This window comes from Blautia sp. OF03-13, from assembly GCF_003460685.1.
Taxonomy (GTDB): Bacteria; Bacillota; Clostridia; order Lachnospirales; family Lachnospiraceae; genus Fusicatenibacter; species Fusicatenibacter saccharivorans.
This window is the reverse complement of sequence record NZ_QTVR01000002.1, coordinates 174,452-191,765: the sequence shown is the minus strand read 5'-3', so window position 1 is coordinate 191,765 and position 17,314 is coordinate 174,452. Positions and strand designations below refer to the sequence as shown.

General features: G+C 48.6%; 19 protein-coding genes and 1 pseudogene. 3 read left to right on the top strand and 17 right to left on the bottom strand.

The genetic code is table 11. From position 1 onward, the window contains the following. Positions 1-40: 40 nt before the first annotated feature. Positions 41-991, top strand: a complete 951-nt coding sequence (locus tag DXA55_RS02215; RefSeq protein ID WP_117801039.1) for a nucleoside recognition domain-containing protein — start codon at positions 41-43, stop codon at positions 989-991. Here DXA55_RS02215 and DXA55_RS02210 read toward each other — a convergent pair. From DXA55_RS02210 to DXA55_RS18035, 5 genes are read right to left on the bottom strand one after another with little or no spacing between them, the layout of a single operon-like run. Then, on the bottom strand, positions 965-1,588 hold the full coding sequence (locus tag DXA55_RS02210) for a hypothetical protein (RefSeq protein ID WP_055265193.1): 624 nt from the start codon (positions 1,586-1,588) through the stop codon (positions 965-967). The two genes, DXA55_RS02215 and DXA55_RS02210, sit on opposite strands and share 27 nt — an antisense overlap. 11 nt (positions 1,589-1,599) lie before the next feature. Further along, the gene (gene coaD, locus DXA55_RS02205; RefSeq protein ID WP_055265195.1) at positions 1,600-2,112 is read right to left on the bottom strand and encodes a pantetheine-phosphate adenylyltransferase; all 513 of its coding nucleotides are present in this window, start codon (positions 2,110-2,112) and stop codon (positions 1,600-1,602) included. Beyond that, positions 2,109-2,687: a 16S rRNA (guanine(966)-N(2))-methyltransferase RsmD gene (rsmD, locus tag DXA55_RS02200; protein ID WP_117812914.1), complete on the bottom strand. Its 579-nt coding sequence runs from the start codon at positions 2,685-2,687 to the stop codon at positions 2,109-2,111. Before rsmD ends, coaD begins: the two co-directional genes overlap by 4 nt. Before the next feature lie 40 nt (positions 2,688-2,727). After that, positions 2,728-3,129, bottom strand: a complete 402-nt coding sequence (locus tag DXA55_RS02195) for a methylglyoxal synthase (RefSeq protein WP_022461890.1) — start codon at positions 3,127-3,129, stop codon at positions 2,728-2,730. After that, entirely contained in the window at positions 3,129-3,254 is a 126-nt protein-coding gene (locus DXA55_RS18035) for a hypothetical protein (protein WP_273693202.1), read from the bottom strand. Before DXA55_RS18035 ends, DXA55_RS02195 begins: the two co-directional genes overlap by 1 nt. Positions 3,255-3,424: 170 nt before the next feature. Here DXA55_RS18035 and DXA55_RS02185 point away from each other — a divergent pair, with 170 nt between their 5' ends. Further along, entirely contained in the window at positions 3,425-3,646 is a 222-nt protein-coding gene (locus DXA55_RS02185; protein ID WP_022461891.1) for an alpha/beta-type small acid-soluble spore protein, read from the top strand. 111 nt (positions 3,647-3,757) lie between these two features. Here the strand turns inward: DXA55_RS02185 and DXA55_RS17000 are convergent, their stop codons facing one another. The 4 genes and pseudogenes from DXA55_RS17000 to DXA55_RS02160 all read right to left on the bottom strand — a co-directional run bounded on the left by DXA55_RS17000 (position 3,758) and on the right by DXA55_RS02160 (position 8,672). After that, complete coding sequence (locus tag DXA55_RS17000; protein ID WP_022461892.1) at positions 3,758-4,276, bottom strand: DUF6465 family protein; 519 nt, start codon at positions 4,274-4,276, stop codon at positions 3,758-3,760. Between the two features lie 263 nt (positions 4,277-4,539). Further along, the gene (gene recG / locus DXA55_RS02170; RefSeq protein ID WP_117812912.1) at positions 4,540-6,594 is read right to left on the bottom strand and encodes an ATP-dependent DNA helicase RecG; all 2,055 of its coding nucleotides are present in this window, start codon (positions 6,592-6,594) and stop codon (positions 4,540-4,542) included. 18 nt (positions 6,595-6,612) lie between these two features. Then, positions 6,613-8,291: pseudogene (locus DXA55_RS02165) on the bottom strand (DAK2 domain-containing protein). A gap of 24 nt (positions 8,292-8,315) precedes the next feature. Beyond that, positions 8,316-8,672, bottom strand: coding sequence for an Asp23/Gls24 family envelope stress response protein (locus DXA55_RS02160; protein WP_022461895.1), 357 nt, complete (start codon positions 8,670-8,672; stop codon positions 8,316-8,318). 244 nt (positions 8,673-8,916) lie between these two features. On the opposite strand from DXA55_RS02160, the gene rpmB reads away from it, so the two are divergent. Beyond that, a complete protein-coding gene (gene rpmB, locus DXA55_RS02155) occupies positions 8,917-9,102 on the top strand; it encodes a 50S ribosomal protein L28 (RefSeq protein WP_022461896.1) in 186 nt (61 codons plus the stop codon). Positions 9,103-9,494: 392 nt separating this feature from the next. On the opposite strand, the gene DXA55_RS17220 is transcribed toward rpmB, so the two are convergent. From DXA55_RS17220 to DXA55_RS02120, 8 genes are all read right to left on the bottom strand, one after another. Beyond that, positions 9,495-9,641: a hypothetical protein gene (locus DXA55_RS17220; RefSeq protein WP_167622772.1), complete on the bottom strand. Its 147-nt coding sequence runs from the start codon at positions 9,639-9,641 to the stop codon at positions 9,495-9,497. 6 nt (positions 9,642-9,647) lie between these two features. Beyond that, positions 9,648-10,052, bottom strand: a complete 405-nt coding sequence (locus DXA55_RS02150; protein WP_022461897.1) for a GerW family sporulation protein — start codon at positions 10,050-10,052, stop codon at positions 9,648-9,650. A gap of 3 nt (positions 10,053-10,055) precedes the next feature. Continuing rightward, positions 10,056-11,150, bottom strand: coding sequence for a DUF2953 domain-containing protein (locus tag DXA55_RS02145; RefSeq protein WP_082426137.1), 1,095 nt, complete (start codon positions 11,148-11,150; stop codon positions 10,056-10,058). A 40-nt stretch (positions 11,151-11,190) separates the two neighbouring features. After that, positions 11,191-11,475 (bottom strand): hypothetical protein, encoded by a 285-nt coding sequence (locus DXA55_RS02140; protein WP_117812911.1) that lies wholly within the window; start codon positions 11,473-11,475, stop codon positions 11,191-11,193. Beyond that, positions 11,459-11,935 (bottom strand): NUDIX hydrolase, encoded by a 477-nt coding sequence (locus tag DXA55_RS02135; RefSeq protein ID WP_055265207.1) that lies wholly within the window; start codon positions 11,933-11,935, stop codon positions 11,459-11,461. The genes DXA55_RS02140 and DXA55_RS02135 overlap by 17 nt, the downstream gene beginning before the upstream one ends. A 203-nt stretch (positions 11,936-12,138) precedes the next feature. Continuing rightward, positions 12,139-13,605: a peptidoglycan D,D-transpeptidase FtsI family protein gene (locus DXA55_RS02130; protein ID WP_070103671.1), complete on the bottom strand. Its 1,467-nt coding sequence runs from the start codon at positions 13,603-13,605 to the stop codon at positions 12,139-12,141. Further along, entirely contained in the window at positions 13,553-15,067 is a 1,515-nt protein-coding gene (locus DXA55_RS02125; RefSeq protein ID WP_070103672.1) for an FtsW/RodA/SpoVE family cell cycle protein, read from the bottom strand. Before DXA55_RS02125 ends, DXA55_RS02130 begins: the two co-directional genes overlap by 53 nt. Before the next feature lie 27 nt (positions 15,068-15,094). After that, positions 15,095-17,308: a U32 family peptidase gene (locus tag DXA55_RS02120; RefSeq protein WP_055265209.1), complete on the bottom strand. Its 2,214-nt coding sequence runs from the start codon at positions 17,306-17,308 to the stop codon at positions 15,095-15,097. Between the last annotated feature and the right edge of the window lie 6 nt (positions 17,309-17,314).

The following is a 17,314-nucleotide window of genomic DNA, read 5'->3' as shown; positions in this document are numbered from 1 at the left end:
TCATACTCTATTTTAGAAAGCGGGAGGAGGTTCGAACGTCATGAAAAAATCACTTTTATTTCTCTCTTCCCTGCTTCTTTTTTTCTGTCTTCTTATCTTTCCCGCGCGGACTTTTTTCTATGCCTGCGAGGGTGTCAATCTCTGGTTTCATACCATTCTTCCGTCACTTCTGCCGTTTCTGATTCTGACATCTCTTCTTCTGGAAACAGGAGCCGCGCGGCGGATCTCTGCCCGTGCAGAAGTTTTTTTTCAAACGGTTTTCGGTCTTTCCCCGGCTGGGTTTTATGCACTTTTTCTCGGTCTTTTCTGCGGTTTTCCCATGGGAGCGCGCATCACTGCCCAGCTCTATGAGGCAGAAGAAATTGACCGGAACGAAGCGTGCTATCTTTTAACCTTCTGCAGTAGTCCGAGTCCTGCTTTTCTGTCTTCCTATGTTATCTTAACTGCATTTTCCGGACAGATCCATCCCGGGTTCGTCTTCGGCGTGCTCTACGGTTCCAATTTTCTAACTGGTTTTCTGTTCCGGCTTGTTTTCCGCCGCTTCCGCCTGCACCGGCACACCGCCCATCGGACACATTCCGTGGAAAAAAAAGAGATGTCAAAACAGACTTCCAAAGGAAACCTGCTGGACACCTCTATCATGAACGGATTTGAAATCATTACACAGCTTGGCGGATACATCATCCTGTTTTCCATTCTGTCCGGACTTCTGATGGATCTGCATCCGTTTGGTTCCGCATCGCCCCTGCTCTGCGGCGTGCTGGAAATCACGACGGGAATCGCACAGCTTGCCGCGTCCTCTCTTCCTTACGCCGGAAAAGTCTCTGCTGTCCTTACCTGTGCCGCCTTCGGCGGTCTCTCTGTCGCTGCCCAGACAAACTGTATGATCCATAACAGCGGTCTGCCCCTCTGGCCTTATCTTGCCGGGAAGCTCTGCTGTGCTGCTTTCGCAGGAACGCTTGGTTTATTCCTCTTCGCTTTCCTCTTCTGATGCCGGATCATATTCCGGTACGACAACTTCTTCCTCTGGCTGCTCTTCTTCCGGAGCACCCTGCGGGGAGAGCTCACTTCTGTTCTGAACAACGGTATTGTAGCAGCTTGTCAGGGATTCTACAAAGCTGTTGTATTTCTCTCCTGCATCGTTTAATGCAGTCGTCATAATATTGCTTAAGTTGGCAAGCATATCATCGGTATATCCGATGGCACCGAGACGGATGCTGTTGGCATCGTTGGTTGCAGCATCCAGGATTTCCTGTGCCTGCTGGTTTGCATTGTTGACGGTCTCATTTGCCTGTGCGTATGCTGACTGCATCACTTCACTCTGCTCTACCATCTCTCTTGCCTTTGCCTGTGCCTCTGCAATGATGGCATCTGCCTTGTTCTGTGCATCTGCCAGAATTGCATCTTTGTTGCTGATGATCTTCTGGTACCGTTTGATCTCGTCCGGTGTTTTCAGACGGAGCTCACGGAGAAGCTCTTCTAATTCTTCTTTATTTACAACGATTTTGGTGGTAGACAGCGGCTGATATTTACAGCTCTCTACATACTCCTCAATTTCTTCGATGATCTGTTCAATTCTGCTGCTCATTTTAATTCTCCTTATCTTTTATCCTGCGGCATTCCTTCTGAATTTCGGGCGGCATACTTTGCGCGGATTTCTTTTTCCACAAAATCCGGAACAAATTTGTGAATGTCGCCGCCAAAAGCAGCTACTTCTTTTACTACCGTGGAGCTGAGGTACGCATACTCCAGCGAGGTAATCAGAAACGTGGTATCTACTTCCGGTTCCAGAACGCGGTTCGTCTGTGCCATCTGCAGTTCATATTCAAAGTCTGTGATCGCGCGGAGTCCGCGGACGATCGTATGCGCCTGGCATTCCTTCGCAAAATCAACAGCGAGCCCGCTGAAAGAACGGACTTCGACATTTGGAATGTCCTGGGTCGCTTTCTTTAGTATATTAACACGTTCTTCCACAGAAAACAACGGAGATTTTGAGGAATTATGTAAAACTCCCACGATTACGCGGTCAAAAAGCTTGGATGCACGCAGAATGACATCCAGATGACCATACGTTACAGGGTCAAAAGTTCCCGGGTATACGGCTGTCTTCATGATTCTTTTACTCCTTCGTGTTTGCTTTTCGGGGTAAGGAATACATGGACATTTGTCTTATAGATTTTTTTCTTCAGAATTTCGTATCCGGCATCCTCCGCCCAGTCGAAATCAGTATTCAGCGATGCTTCTACAATAATTAAGGTATCCTCACCGATAAAAGAGGCGTCGCGGAACGCATACAGCACGTCCTTTTCCAGTCCCTTATCGTATGGCGGGTCCATAAAAATGCAGCCAAAAGGCTCCTGTCCCTGAAGCGACTGCAGAGCTGCATGCGCTTCCATGGGCAGGAGCACTGCCTGCTGTTCCAGCTTCGTAAATTTTAAATTCTGCCGGATACAGTCTGCTGCAGCTTTGTTCTGCTCTACAAACCACGCGCGCTCGGCGCCGCGGCTCAACGCCTCGATTCCGATCGCCCCGCTTCCGGCGAACAGATCGAGAAAACGCGCATCCGGCAGATACGGCTGAAGCATATTAAATAAGGTTTCTTTGATCCGGTCCGTCGTCGGCCGGGTCTGTCTGCCGGGAACCGTCTTTAATGGAAGACTCCGGCATTTTCCTGCTATTACTCTCATGTTGGTCTTATTTTCGTCCTTACTGTTTTTGTTTGATGGATCAGTCGGCTTTCAACTGCTCTCTCCAGTCCAAATCTCCTCTTGCAAGTCCCAAAATCAGAGACTCCGCAGTTCCGATATTTGTTGCAATCGGGATATTGTACTGGTCGCAGGTACGGATAATTTTGTAGACATCCGGCTCTTTCGGATTGATCATCGTCGGATTGTAAAAGAAAATTACCATATCCATATCGCCGCGTTCAATCATCTCGGTAAACTGTTTGTCTCCGCCTACGCTTCCAGGCAGAAATTTGTGTACATGAAGGTTCGTCACCTCTTCAATCCGCCGTCCGGTGGTTCCGGTGGCGTACACCTCATGTTTCATGAGGATTCCCTTGTATGCAATACAGAAATCCTCGATCAGACTCTTCTTGCTGTTGTGTGCTATGATTCCAATATTCATTACTGCAAACCGCCCCTTCTCCTGTTTTTACTACCATGTACAGCAATTATAACAAATTTATTTTCAAAACGCAATTCTTTTTGTGAATTTTTTACACAGTTTTTATATTTTTTCTGCCGTTCCATTTTTCCTTCTTCTTTTACTTTCTCCGCTTTTCCGGAAAAAATACAGAATCTGGAAGTTTATTTTTGTTTTCTTTCCACATACTATGACCGTAGCAGAACAGATGAAAAACACATCCGGATCTGCTTCACAGCAGCTTTTAACAAGCACAAAGATAAAGGAGGGAATGAACATGGCGAATCGTTCATCGAATACCGCAGCAGTACCAGAAGCAAAAGGCGCTCTGGACAAATTCAAATTTGAGGTGGCAAGCGAACTCGGCGTGCCGCTCAGTGATGGCTACAACGGTAACCTGACTTCCAAACAGAATGGTTCTGTCGGAGGTTATATGGTCAAAAAGATGATTGAGCAGCAGGAACGCCAGATGTCCGGCGGTTCTTCTGGCCAGTACTAATCATCCCGGTATAACATCCTGATGCCGGAACAGGCATCAAAAAGCGTGAGCTCTTTTCTTTTCGGAAAAGCTCACGCTTTTTTCTTGCTCCTGCAGAGCTGTACATAATACTTACAGATCAATGCTTCCGGTTACATCATCATTGATTACGTAGTAAGCAGTAAATTCCTCCGGTTTTACATAAACCTTCAGGCTCTTTAATTCCTCTGCTTTCTTGCCATATCCTTCGATCCAGATCTGCTGGATTCTCTCGTACAGATCTTTCTCCTTGATTTCTCTTCCGCCGAACTGCAGAATCATCTCCTGCTCCGCTTCTTTCTTTGCTGCTTTTGCAGGTGCTTTTTTCTCTGCCGGCTTTTTCGCTGCTGCTGGTTTTTTCGGTGCAGCCGCTTTCTTTGTCGTTGTTTTCTTTGCTGTTGTGCGGGTTGTTTTTGCAGCTTTTGCTGCCGGTTTTTCTTCTGCTTTTGCAGGTGCTTCCTCTGCTGCTGCAGTTTCCTTTACAACTTCTTTTGCAACTTCTTTTACAGCTTCTTTCTCTGCTGCGGTTGTTTTTTCTGCTGCTTTGGTCTCTACTTTTACTGTCTCGTTCTCTGCTGTCTTAGCCTGGGCAGCTGGTTTTTTCTTTACCATATCTGTTTCCTCCCATTTAGACCGGCCCTGTATATTTTGGAAGAGCCGTCCTGCGAACTATCATTCAGGCGAACGCTTGACACTCACGGTCCGCACATTTTTTGATTCCTTGTTTATGATACATGAATTTTTTTGTCATTTCAAGTAATATCTGATTTCGCACGAATTTTCCACGAAATTGTACAGTCATTTTCCATACTATCCAATCAGGCTGTTATTTTTATCCGATTTTGCATTTTAAAGCCGGATTTTTTTGTAATTTTTCACAATCCAATGTCGTGGTTTTCCAGATCAAGATACGATTTCATTACCTTTTTCAGCAGTTCATGCTCCGGTTTTTCAAAATAAGGATCGTCGGCAAGCAGTTCTGAAGCCGCCTCACTCGCTTTCTGCAGGATATCGGCATCCCGGAAAATATCTGCCATCTGGAATTCCATATCCCCGCTCTGGCGCGTTCCCAGCAGATCGCCGCTGCCGCGCAGTTTCAAATCTTCCGAGGCAATATAAAACCCGTCGTTCGAATGGTTCAGGATTTCCAGACGTTTGGCGGTCTCCTGATCTTTGTTTCCGCGGATGAAAATACAGTAGGACTGATGCTCTCCTCTTCCGACACGTCCGCGGAGCTGATGGAGCTGTGCAAGGCCGAACCGTTCGGCATTTTCCACCATCATCACCGTTGCATTCGGCACGTTGACACCGACCTCCACGACTGTCGTCGAGACGAGTACCTGGATTTCTCCGCTGGCGAACCGCTCCATGATCTCGTTTTTCTGCGCCGCCCTCATCTGTCCGTGCAGCATCTCTACTGTGATGCCCGGCAGCTCTTTTTTCAGGAGCTGTGTATAGTCGGTGACGTTTTCCGCTTCCAGACCCTCGCTCTCCTCCACCATCGGGCAGATCACATACGCCTGACGGCCCAGTTCGACCTGACGCGTGATAAAGCGGTAAGCTTTTGGACGGTAAGACGTATCCACCACACAGTTTTTGATCGGCAGACGCTTCGCCGGAAGTTCATCAATCACAGAAATCGAAAGATCTCCGTACAGAATGATAGCCAGGGTTCTTGGAATCGGCGTTGCACTCATAACGAGAACATTCGGCGGTTCCCCTTTTTCAGCAAGTGCCGTTCTCTGCCGGACACCGAAGCGGTGCTGTTCGTCTGTGATGACAAGCGCCAGATTTTTGTACTGTACCTTTTCCTGAATCAGTGCATGTGTGCCGATCACCATTTTGCAGCTTCCGTCTTCCAGACTGGCATAGATTTCCCGGCGTTCTTTTGCTTTCGTGGATCCAGTCAGAAGGCGGGGATTGTATTCCGTCAGATTGTTTTCTTTCAACAGAGTGCAGAGCGATTCATAATGCTGCCGCGCCAGGACCTCCGTCGGAACCATCAGCGCCGACTGGTAGCCGTTCTCAGCTGTCATAATCATTGCAAGGAACGCCAGAATTGTCTTTCCGCTTCCGACATCTCCCTGTACCAGCCGCGCCATGCGGGTATGGCCTTTTAAGTCCCGCTCCAGTTCGCCCCACACGCGCATCTGTGCATTCGTGAGACGGTACGGCATATTTTCGATGACTTCCTCCGTCTTCCAGACGGCGCGGATCGGGAACGCATTGGTAATTCCCTCCGTCTGCTCTTTTAACTGCCGCAGGGACAGGATGAAGAGAAAAAACTCTTCGAACACAATTCTGCGCCGCGCCGTTGCCAGATGCTCCTGGTCTTTTGGAAAATGAACCTCATGGAGGGCATAATTGATTTCACAGAGTTCATACCGGGCACGGATTTTCTCCGGCAGATAGTCCTGCGCAGGTGCGCATCGCTCCAGCACCTGTGCGACGGCCTTGCTCACCATCTTGTTCGTGAGACCGGCTGTCAGCCCATAAACCGGCTGAAGACTTGCCAGAAGCTCATGGTATGCGGCAGGAGTGAAGATTTCCGGCTGCTCCATCACGAGACGGCCTGATTTTTCCTGTATCTTTCCGCGGAAGATAAAAACACTGCCTTTCTTCAGCGTGCTCCGCAGAAACGGCATATTAAACCAGGTAAGCTGCAGCCGCACCGGCTCCTCGTAGAGTTCCAGGACAACGACGCTCTTTCTCTGGTTTCCTTTTACCGACGGACTGTGGACAATTCTTCCGTATACCGCATTCTTTTCCTCTTGTCTGCATTCGCGAAAGGGAACCGGCTCTGCATAGCAGTCATAATCTCTTGGATAATAATGCAGAAGCTGCTGCAAATTGTAGATTCCTACTTTTGCAAACAGCTTCTCCGTTTTTTCACCGATCCCCTTCAGTGTTGTCAGGGGTTCCGTATTCATGTTTTTCTTTCCTTACTCTTATTCAACCGAAACGACACAGTAGTAAATCGCTGTCCGCCATAGTTTACTTCCACATCGCAGTCCGGATATGCCTGCTCGATTTTTTCGCCAAGGCTTTCGGCATCTTCCTCACTCATATCTTCACCGTAGTAGATGCTGATCAGCTCGCTGTCCTCATCGACCATGGCGCGGATGGTTTCTTCTGCAACGGTAAGAATATCCTGTCCGACAGCGAGAAGTCCGTGATCGCCAAGTCCCATGATGTCGCCCTGATGGATCTCTTTCTCATCGATGTGGGTATCACGTACCGCGTACGTTACCTGACCGGTTTTCACCATCTGGATGCCCTCTGTCATGGCCTCCTCGTTCTCTTCTGCAGATTTCTCCGGCACATAGCTGATCATGGCTGTGATGCCCTGCGGAACGGTTTTGGTCGGAACAACGATGATATTTTTGTCCTCAGTCATGGCTTTTGCCTGATTTGCTGCGAGGATGATATTTTTGTTGTTCGGCAGAATAAAGATATTCTTTGCATTGACCTTCTCAATTGCAGTCAGCATATCCTCGGTGCTCGGGTTCATGGTCTGACCGCCCTCGATCAGGTAATCAACACCGAGTCCCTGGAAGATCTCTTTGATTCCCTCTCCGATGGACACGGCGATGAATCCGTTCTCCTTCGGCGGCTGTTTTGCTGCTTCTTTTCTCTTCTTATCTTCCTCTGCCTGCTGTGCTGCGATTTTTTCTGCGTTCTTGATCAGGCGCTCCTGATGCTCCTCACGCATGTTGTCGATCTTCATTCTGGTCAGCTGTCCGTACGTCAGCGCCTTGGAAATTGCTTTTCCAGGATCGTTGGTATGTACGTGTACCTTAACCAGCTCGTCGTCTGCAACGAGAACGATCGAATCTCCGATTCCGTTCAGGAAATCTTTGAATGCATAAACCTCTTCATCCGGAAGCGGGTTTTCCAGCATAATGATAAACTCGGTGCAGTAGCCGAATTTGATTTCTTTTTCTGTCTCTTTGGACGGTCTGACAAATTCTGTCTTTGCTTCCGGCATCTCGAAATTCAGATCAATCTCTTTCCCAAGGAACGCGTCATATGCGCCCTGCAGTACGGTTAAGAGACCCTGTCCGCCGGAATCCACAACGCCTGCCTCTTTTAATACCGGCAGCATCTCTGGTGTCTGGGAGAGCACGTACTCTGCATGCGCGAGAACGTCCTCGATGAATGCGTTCAGATCTTCGCTTTCCGGTGCAAGCTCTGCTGCTTTCTCTGCTGCTCCCTTTGCCACGGTCAGGATGGTACCTTCTTTTGGCTTCATAACGGCTTTGTATGCAGTCTCGACTGCTTTTTCCATTGCCTCTGCAAGAATCTCTGCATTCAGCTCTTCATAGTCGCGGATCTTCTTGGTAAAGCCACGAAGGAGCTGGGAAAGAATAACGCCGGAGTTACCTCTGGCACCGCGCAGAGAACCGGAAGAGATTGCCTTGGAAAGGTTGTACATGTTCACTTCTGTGAGCGAGTTTACTTCCTTGACTGCGGACATGATCGTCAGCGTCATGTTGGTACCTGTGTCGCCGTCCGGTACCGGGAACACGTTCAGCTCATTGATCCACTCTTTCTTTACTTCCAGATTTTTTGCACCAGCCAGAAACATTTTTGCCAGTAAGCCGGCATCAATTGTATTTGTAGCCACTTTCTTCATTTCCTCCTATTACCATCAGTCGATGACGCGAACGCCTTCAACCAGGATGTTGATTTTTTCAATTTCCATTCCGGTGAACTCTTCCACCTTGTATTTCACATTATTGATCAGGTTATCTGTTACGGCAGAAATACTGACTCCGTAAGAAACAATCACGTGGAAATCCAGGGAAATTTTATTTTCCGAAATCGATACATTAATTCCGTGTGTCAGACTCTCTTTTTTCAGAAGTTTGACCAGTCCATCTTTCATGTTTACCGCTGCCATTCCGACAATGCCGAAGCACTCCACAGCAACGCTGCCCGCATACAGGGCGATTACATCCGGATTGATTACGATTTCTCCCAAGCCTGTATTCATACGACCTTTCATGCCTTGTATCCTCCAATTCCATCATACTATTCAAAACACATGGAGACAGGAATAACTGACTCCACTCTACGATACATTATAACCGCTTTTCCGCAAAAAAGAAAGTTTAAAATGAAAAACCTTCAAAATTCATATAATTTTTTCATTTTTTACTTGCAAAACCGGTATAGATCTGTTAGAATGACTTATGTTGTGAGTCTAAAATGCGTTTTGACTCAAGTACGTATGTCAAGGAGGTGCAATCATGGCAAAGTGTGCAATTTGTGAGAAGGGTGCTCATTTCGGAAACAACGTAAGTCATTCACATAGAAGAAGCAATAAAATGTGGAAATCTAACGTAAAATCTGTCAAAGTTAAAGTTGACGGTGTACCGCAGAAAATGTACGTATGTACTTCCTGCTTAAGATCCGGAAAAGTAGAGCGTGCATAAGTTGAATGGTTAAAAGGCCTTTCCAGTCCGGGAAGGCTTTTTTGCTGTTCAAAAATAGAATTAAGATTTTAAAAAAAGTTCTGGGAAGAGCAAACAGGACATAAGTTTTCGCTTATACCCTGTTGTGCTCTATTTTTTATATTTTAAAAGGGAGAAAAAAATAGCGTGGTCTCTTAAGCTGAACCTGCCAACGATCCATATGCTTAGCAAAAGAAAAAGAGCATCCTACCGAAACTTTCGTTCTGGTAAGACGCCCTCGTCTTGATCTATGATATTAGTATAGTTGGCTGATTCATTTAAGATGGACTTATTATAGCGCAGCTTCTTCATTTTGCAAGTATTTCTCTGTACAAATCAGCCAGTTCATTTCCGATCTTTTTGTGCATCTTTCACTATTCCCCTGTATTGCAGAACAGATGATATCCCACGCACAGCAGCAGAGCGGCCGCAAGAACCGTAAGAAACGAGCTGCGGATCATCAGGCTGATGAGAAGCCCGACCCCCATCCAGAACAGCAGAAAACCTAAAATTCTGCACAAACGAGCTTACTCCTTATCCGCCTCTTGGTTTATTATATGCTCTACTTTCTCTGCGGTATACCCGTCCTCTTCCTTTTTGCCGGTAAAGCGGCTGATCAGATCCGGAGCCATGTCAATGATTTTGGTGACAGCATCCTGGTTTTTGATGTTGACCAGACGCGTTCCGTTTTTGCTGATGACAAGAACGGCGCTCGGAGAAATTTTTCCGCCCATACCGCCTCCTGCATTGTTCTTTGCATTTTCTGCGAATGCACCCGCTCCCACGCCGAAGGAAACGTCTACCAGCGGCAGAAGAATCGTATCATCAATGTGGATCGCCTCACCTACGACCGTCTTTGTTGTGATAAAGCTGTCCATTCCGCGGAACAGTGCTTCTACAGTATTCTGAAATGTGTTGTCCTTTTCTGCCATCTTTTAGGCCTCCTTGTGTTTGAAATGTCGTATGGTTTTCCGAAGATTCTGATCCCGGAATAATCGAAGTGCAATGCCGGCTGCTGTCACAGCCTGAAAACTTCCTTTCATCCGGACATCGCCCCGGAGAATTTCCTGTTCGAAATCCGGCTGGACGGAAAGGTCTTTCGGCAGTTTTCCATAAATCATACCCAGAATGCCGAGTGTCTCTCCGGTCAGTGCCGGATCGTCAAATCCGAACCGGACTGTGCCGGTTACTTTTTTCGGTGCTGCTTTCTTCAGGAAATAAAGCACTTCTTTCTTTGCATGGAGCAGTGCCTCACGGAACATCTTCGAACGGAAGAATTTTTTCACACTCTCCCACTTTCTTTTTAACCGTCTGCCTGCCTGGATTTTCTGCTCCAGTTTTTCAAGCAGACGGAACGGAAGTTCCAACAGCCGGAAAGCTGTCTGCAGCAGACGGCTGACAAGATTCAGCAGTTTTTCCGGAAGATATTCGATCCTTCCGAAAAACCGTTCCAGAATGCTTTTTTTCGGCGCATCCGGTTCCTGCTCTTGCTCTTGCTCTGGCTGCTCCTTCTGTGCTGTCACCTTCTGCTGTTTTTCTGTCTGGTCCGGTGCTTTCTGTGTCTTTTCTGCGTCTCTTTGCGGCATTTGTTTTTTTACAGTATCTGTTTTTTGTTCTGCCGGTTGTTCCGCCGATGTCTGCTCTTTTTTCGCTTCCGCTTTCTGCTCTGCTGTTTTTTCTGCTTCCGGCGCATTTTCTGTCTCATTTTCCTCCGTCCGGGACACGGACGCTTCTCCCCGGCGGATCTTTTTCAGCCGCCGTTTCCATGTTTCCAGTGATGCCCCGAAAAGCAGAATCTGCGCCTCCGGCTTCTGTTCCTCATACGAGGCCGTCAGCGCGACAGCTCCGAAAAGCCACGATACTCTTCCGCTCGCTTTTACGCAGGCAAATCCCTCTTCTTCTTTCAGAACCTGCGCCCGGTAGCAAAAAGGAAGAAACAGGACGGTGCAGACGATAAGAAGCACGAGAAACAGTAAAACAAGGAGTAAAATCCCCAGTGCCTTCAAAATCATGAATAGTATATGTATCATTCACATCCCTCAATCCGGTTCAGCAGCCATTCCCGGATTTTTACTTCTCCGGTTTCCCGATAAGTTTCCAATGCGATCGCTCCACAAGCTCAAAAGCTTCCTCGCGCGACACGGCAAGTCCGACAATCATCGGACAGTTTCTCCGCACGGCCGGCTGCAAAAGCAGATCCGCCGGAATTACATCCAGATTGTTCTGCTGATTGGAAGGCAGTGTGAGGAGCCAGACTCCCAGAACTGCTTTTTTGTTCTCAATCCGGCGCATCCATTTTTTCTGTTTCTTTTTTGCAGTATCCCCGACGTACAGATTTTTATACCAGTTTACCATATTTTCCCTGAGCCTGTGGCTGAACCTTCCATAAATTTGCTCTCTTCAGTTCCAGATACTCCTGATAGGCCTTTTCCAGAATCTGCCGTTCATTGGAAAACTTCAGCAGATGATATGCTTCGTGATACTTGTAATAGCCCGAATCCACAAAGTATTCTTCTCTCTGTGGACGGCTGTAGTAGCCGGATGAGGCCATCAGATACCAGTGTACCTCTTTTTCCACGGTGTCCTCCGGAATGCTGAAGCTGTACTGGCTTTTTCCCACGTACTTGATGATGGTTCCGTGCACGCCGGACTCCTCATACACCTCGCGGACAGCAGTCTGTTCATGGTTTTCTCCCGGCTCAACGGTTCCTTTCGGCAGAACCCAGCCTTCATATTTGTTGCGGTAGCTTTTGTAAAGCGTCAATATTTTTCCACGGTAGATTACGATACCTCCGCAGCTTACTGCTTCGATCATACGTTTTAAGCTCCTTCTGGCTTTTTTCCATTCTCTGACAGCTCTTTTCTTCCCGCTTGCCGCCAGATCTTCTGTTAAAAAGTATACCTCTTTTCCCGCCCCCGCGCAACCTTAAAACCGCATCCTTTTTCTAACATTTTTCTAAAAATTCAGAAAACGCGCCCGAACCCATCCTTTCCGGTTCGAACGCGTTTTTTCATCGTTTACTGCTGTGCATAATATGCTTCAATTACCTGTCTTGCAATCGGTACAGCGACTTCACTCGAATATCCGCCGTTTTCTGCCACAACAGCAATGACAATATCAGGATCATCCGCATTGGAGAATCCGACAAACCAGGAATGCGGTGTCTCTCCGTCGCTTCCGTGTTCTGCGGTTCCTGTTTTACCGGCGATGTTGTACGGCAGATCCGAAAGTGAAACTGCAGTTCCGCTCTGGACAACGCCTTTCATCAGCTCCGTCAGCGTATTGGCTTCGCTCTCGGACATTACCGTGCCAAGAGACTCTTTGGAAAAGGTTTTGACTGCCTGTCCGTCCGCAGACACAATGTTGTCCACATAACGCGGTTTGATCATTTCTCCGTCATTTGCAACCGCGGAGGCGATCAGCGCCATCTCCATCGGTGTTACCAGCGTATCGCCCTGGCCAATGGAAGTCTGCATCACAAGAGCATCCGCCGTTGTCGAATCAAGGTCGAAAGAACTTTTGCTGGTCGGAAGCTCCAGATCCAGACGGCTGTTCAGATACAGGGAATCCGCCAGCGAGCGGAAGGCATCTTTATCCAGCCCAAGGCCAATCTGTGCAAAGGCAGAGTTGCACGAATGTGCAAACGCACCCGCAAAATCTTCCGGTCCATGCACTTCACCGCCGGAGCAGTGAATCGTATAGTTTCCTGCTGTCAGCTCACCGTCACAGTCGAACGAAAAACCGTCCAGTGTGCCGTTCTGACGGAGATACGCAAGCGAAGTAACAATCTTGAACGTAGATCCCGGCGGATATCTTCCCTGCAGACCGCGGTTCAGAAACACGCCGCTCTCATCGTCTGCATTCAGTGCCTCCCAGTCCTCATCAATCGTATTGGGATTAAAAACCGGATTGCTCACATTGGCAAGTACACGGCCCGTTTTTGCCTCCAGCACGACAACTGCACCGCGGTACCCGTCCAGTGCATCGGCCGCGGCCTGCTGGAGTGTTGTATTCAGCGTTGTATAGAGACTGTCTCCCGGGTTCTTCGCATCGCTGAATTCATTCTTTACCTGCTTTAACTTACTTGTATGGGACTCCATCAGCATATAGTTGTAGGAAGATTCGAGGCCGCTGTTTCCTTTTCCCGTGTAGCCAACCACCTGCGCAAACAGGCTGCCGAACGGATACGTTCTTACCTCATCCCCGTTTTCATCTGTCGTCGTCTTTGCCAGTTCCTGGCCGTCCGCAGAATAGATTGTTCCGCGGATCACGCGCTCTGCATAGTTATTCTGTCTCGTATTGTAAGAACTATTCAGAAATTCTTCTTTCCGCACGACATTAAAGTAAACGAGATACGCGATCAGCCCAAGAAACATGGCCACGAACAGGAACGAAACGATCAGATACGGCCCTGCGCCGTTGTTTGCCGCCTTACCAGTGGAGGCTGTTCTCGGTCTGCTCTTCGATCCGCCGTTCGAATTCATCCGGCTGCTCGCGGTACTTCTGGCGGGTTCCCTGTCCGTCGTTCCGGCTGCCGCTCTTCTTTCGTCTTTCGGTCTCTTCGTCCGGGCGTCGTTTTTTCTTGGCGCCTGGGTCGTTTTTCTGCTGGTTTCGTTTCTTCTTATTTCGTCTTTTCTCAAGCTCCTCACCTTCGTCTTCCCTTAAGATGTACAATCCCTGAATGATCGACAGCATCAGCACCGTGGAGAACATGGAGCTTCCTCCATAGCTGACCAGCGGCAGCGTGATACCTGTCATAGGAATAAATTTAATGGTTCCTCCGATGGTGAGGAACACCTGTGTCGCATATTCCGTTCCAAGACCCATGGCAATCAGTTTGTAGAACCGTTTGCTCATCTTCATGGAAATATTGATAATCAGAAGGAATGTGGACATGCACAGCAGAATCAGGCAGATTCCGAAGATAATGCCCATCTCCTCACAGATCGCACAGAAAATAAAGTCTTTCGTTGCAACCGGGATAATGTCAGGCCGTCCCTCGAAAAGGCCGGTTCCGAACCATCCGCCGGAGCACATGCCGAAGAGGCCCTGTGCTAACTGGCTGCTGATATCCCAGTTTCCGATCGGATCCTGCCAGAGTGCCACACGGTTCCGTACATGGGAAAACAGGAAATACGCCACAACGCAGGCGGCACTCATTCCCGCAAGTCCCAAAAGCGGATATCTGGCTTTTCTCGTTGCCACATAGATTACAACCACGTACGCCATAAAGAAGACGAACGCAGTTCCAAGGTCGGTGGATGCAACAAGGATCAGCACATGAACTGCCGCAATGACCGTTGCTTTTACAACGTTTCCAAAGGAATTATCCTCGCGCAGCATGCCTGCCATAAAGAACACGAGTGTGATCTTGGCAATTTCGGAGAGCTGGAACGTAATGCCGTGGATTTCGATCGACAGCTTTGCACCGCCGGAAGTAAAGCCAAGCACCATAACGACGGAAAGCATGGCAATTCCGAGCACAGCGTAAATCCAGGTCAGATTTTTCAGGAACTTGCCCTTTCGGACAATGACCGGAATGATGAAGCAGAGCAGTGTGGATGCCGCCAGAATTTTGTACTGGGACATCGCCTTTGACACGCTCAGTCTCGTCAGAATAATCATGCTGATCGAGAGCAGCATACACATGTTGTTTAACAGGATCATCGATGCCTTCCGGTAAATCAGGCGGTACAGGATCTGTACGCCCAGGATATACGCCATCGTGAGCAGAAACATCTGAATCGTTGATACTTCGCCCTCCTGCAGGAACATCACGAAGAAACAGATGAAATTCATCAGAATGATCATGATGATCTGCCGCATCAGAATGTAATGGCGCTCATCCTCATCCCGCTCTTTGAGTGCAGCAAACGACTGCACGGTAAAACAGATCATGAGGAAGGTAATCACATATTTTGATAACTGAACAATGGTATTTTCCATAAATTCCCCTTATTTTTTTCTCACCGTTTACTCTACTTTCCGGCGGAAATGGCCTTTGGTATATTCCTGTTCGGCCGGAACTGCGATTCCTTTACAGTACGTTCCAGCAAACGCAGCGGCGATTTCTTTTGTCTCCTCCAGTGTCTCGATGGTAAAATTCAGCCGCACCGCAGCCGGATGCATGGACCGGATCTCATCGGCTTCTTTTACCAGGCCGAGCGGAAGGCTGTTGTAGATCACACTGTAGCACGAGGTGCAGTAACTCTTCACCGGGAAGTATTTTCCCATCCGGTCTTTTAAGCGTACCAGAGAATAACTGTGATTGCAGCCGTTCAGGTTCTTCTGGACACACTGGGCGGAAACCATCATCGGAAGGTAGCCGTAGACCACCATTTCGCTGTTCGTATTGTCACGTTTTCCGATTTCCCGCTCGTTCAGCTCATACGGAACGGTATCACGCTGCACGCCCTGCTCCTGCCAGAATGCCTGCGCACGGCTGTTGTACGTGTAAATGCTGTAATCGAGCCGGATATCCTTTTCCATTCCCATCTCTTTCAAAAACGAAAAGCTTTCGAGATTGCGGATCAGGAAACCGCCAAGACCGATCTCCTTCAGACAGCGGAACGTGTCGTGGTATTCCTTCAGATCGCCTTCACGTACAACGTGCGGCAGCATCAGATAAACCTGTTTTCCCAGTTCTTTCGCCTGCAGGATGCCTTTTTCCGCCTGCTCTTCGAAGATTTCCCGTTTGAAGCATCCCATGCCGGCGTAGATCGTCGTGATCTCCGGAATCTCGAGCAGCGCATTCCACTGGGCTCTCGTCTCGGCAGATGCGGTCAGCTCCATTTTCTTTTCTGCCCTGCTCTCCTGGTCCGGTTTTCCAGATGCTTTTGCTTCCTGTTCCGGCTTTTCCGCTGCTTTTCTGCGGTATGGCTCTGTCATCTCTTTCACCAGCTGGTCCGAAACGCCTCTCCGCAGCTCGTTTAACGTCTGCATCGGCACGAAACAGTTGTCATCCATACAGACATCGAGTTCTTTGAAATAGAATGGTGTCTCGCCTGTCTTTTCCAGCTGTGTTTTTACGCGTTCCTCGGTCAGCGGCTGCTTCTTTGCCGGTTCTACCATGCCCGCCTCTGCTGTTACGCTGTATTTTCCGCTTTCTGCACTTAAGAACGCCGGCTGGCCCGGATACAGGGTCAGAAAGCCGGAAATCGGCTCTTTTGCCTCAGTCTCGATATAATCTCTCTGGATCTCATAAAAGAGCTGCTCATTTCTGCGCTGTTTCTTTTTATTTTCCTGCTCTTTTTCGTTCTTCAGCGCCATCATATCGCGTCCGTTTCTTACGGTATAATAGCTTTTGTTGAAACCGTCACGGTTATACAGCTCATACAGCTTTTTCATGTCCTCCGGCAGAACGTGGAAACGGGACGGCTTTTTTTCGTACAGATCGAGGTATTTGCGGTAAATGCTGACAACGCCCGCTGTATACTCCGGCTTTTTCATTCTGCCTTCGATTTTGAGGGACATAATCCCGGATTTTACAATCTCCGGCAGCAGTTCTACCGTACACATATCCTTCGGGCTTAACGGATAGCGGTCGCCCGGCTCCCCCATGCGGTGGTTGTCTTTATCGTACGCTTCATACGGCAGACGGCACGGCTGCGCGCATCTTCCGCGGTTTCCGCTTCTTCCGCCGATCAAGCTGGAAAAAAGGCACTGTCCCGAATAGCAGTAGCAGAGCGCCCCGTGGACGAAGCATTCAATTTCAAGGTTGGTCGTCCGGTGGATTTTCTGGATCTCCGCAAACGAAAGCTCACGGGCCGGTACCACACGCGTCGCGCCAAGGCTCTCCAGGAAACGCGCTCCCGCAGATCCTGTCACTGTCATCTGTGTGCTCGCATGAATGTCGAGATCCGGGAACCAGGAGCGGACCGCCTTTAAAACGCCCATATCCTGGACAATCACGGCATCCAGTCCCTGCTCATAGTACGGACGCAGATACGGATACAGTTTCTCTTCCAGTTCCTCCTCTTTTAAGAGGGTGTTGACCGTCAGATACAGTTTCCGGTTCCGCAGATGGACGTAATCGATGGCTGAGAGAATCTCCTGCTCATCCAGATTTTTTGCATACGCTCTTGCGCCGAATGCGGCTCCGCCGAGATAGACGGCATCCGCACCGGCGGAAACTGCTGCTTTTAACGCTTCCATCGAACCGGCTGGTGCTAATAATTCTGTCTTCATCTTTAT

Excerpts from the sequence above, each read along its gene's own strand:
- rsmD (WP_117812914.1), bottom strand. The coding sequence starts at position 2,687 with ATGAGAGTAATAGCAGGAAAATGCCGGAGTCTTCCATTAAAGACGGTT.
- DXA55_RS02120 (WP_055265209.1), bottom strand. The coding sequence starts at position 17,308 with ATGAAGACAGAATTATTAGCACCAGCCGGTTCGATGGAAGCGTTAAAA.
- DXA55_RS02135 (WP_055265207.1), bottom strand. The coding sequence starts at position 11,935 with ATGATCGAAGCAGTAAGCTGCGGAGGTATCGTAATCTACCGTGGAAAA.
- coaD (WP_055265195.1), bottom strand. The coding sequence starts at position 2,112 with ATGAAGACAGCCGTATACCCGGGAACTTTTGACCCTGTAACGTATGGT.
- DXA55_RS02140 (WP_117812911.1), bottom strand. The coding sequence starts at position 11,475 with ATGGTAAACTGGTATAAAAATCTGTACGTCGGGGATACTGCAAAAAAG.
- recG (WP_117812912.1), bottom strand. The coding sequence starts at position 6,594 with ATGAATACGGAACCCCTGACAACACTGAAGGGGATCGGTGAAAAAACG.
- DXA55_RS02210 (WP_055265193.1), bottom strand. The coding sequence starts at position 1,588 with ATGAGCAGCAGAATTGAACAGATCATCGAAGAAATTGAGGAGTATGTA.
- DXA55_RS18035 (WP_273693202.1), bottom strand. The coding sequence starts at position 3,254 with ATGGAACGGCAGAAAAAATATAAAAACTGTGTAAAAAATTCACAAAAA.
- DXA55_RS02145 (WP_082426137.1), bottom strand. The coding sequence starts at position 11,150 with ATGATACATATACTATTCATGATTTTGAAGGCACTGGGGATTTTACTC.
- DXA55_RS02130 (WP_070103671.1), bottom strand. The coding sequence starts at position 13,605 with ATGAATTCGAACGGCGGATCGAAGAGCAGACCGAGAACAGCCTCCACT.
- DXA55_RS02160 (WP_022461895.1), bottom strand. The coding sequence starts at position 8,672 with ATGAAAGGTCGTATGAATACAGGCTTGGGAGAAATCGTAATCAATCCG.
- DXA55_RS02215 (WP_117801039.1), top strand. The coding sequence starts at position 41 with ATGAAAAAATCACTTTTATTTCTCTCTTCCCTGCTTCTTTTTTTCTGT.
- DXA55_RS02150 (WP_022461897.1), bottom strand. The coding sequence starts at position 10,052 with ATGGCAGAAAAGGACAACACATTTCAGAATACTGTAGAAGCACTGTTC.
- rpmB (WP_022461896.1), top strand. The coding sequence starts at position 8,917 with ATGGCAAAGTGTGCAATTTGTGAGAAGGGTGCTCATTTCGGAAACAAC.
- DXA55_RS17000 (WP_022461892.1), bottom strand. The coding sequence starts at position 4,276 with ATGGTAAAGAAAAAACCAGCTGCCCAGGCTAAGACAGCAGAGAACGAG.
- DXA55_RS02185 (WP_022461891.1), top strand. The coding sequence starts at position 3,425 with ATGGCGAATCGTTCATCGAATACCGCAGCAGTACCAGAAGCAAAAGGC.
- DXA55_RS02125 (WP_070103672.1), bottom strand. The coding sequence starts at position 15,067 with ATGGAAAATACCATTGTTCAGTTATCAAAATATGTGATTACCTTCCTC.
- DXA55_RS02195 (WP_022461890.1), bottom strand. The coding sequence starts at position 3,129 with ATGAATATTGGAATCATAGCACACAACAGCAAGAAGAGTCTGATCGAG.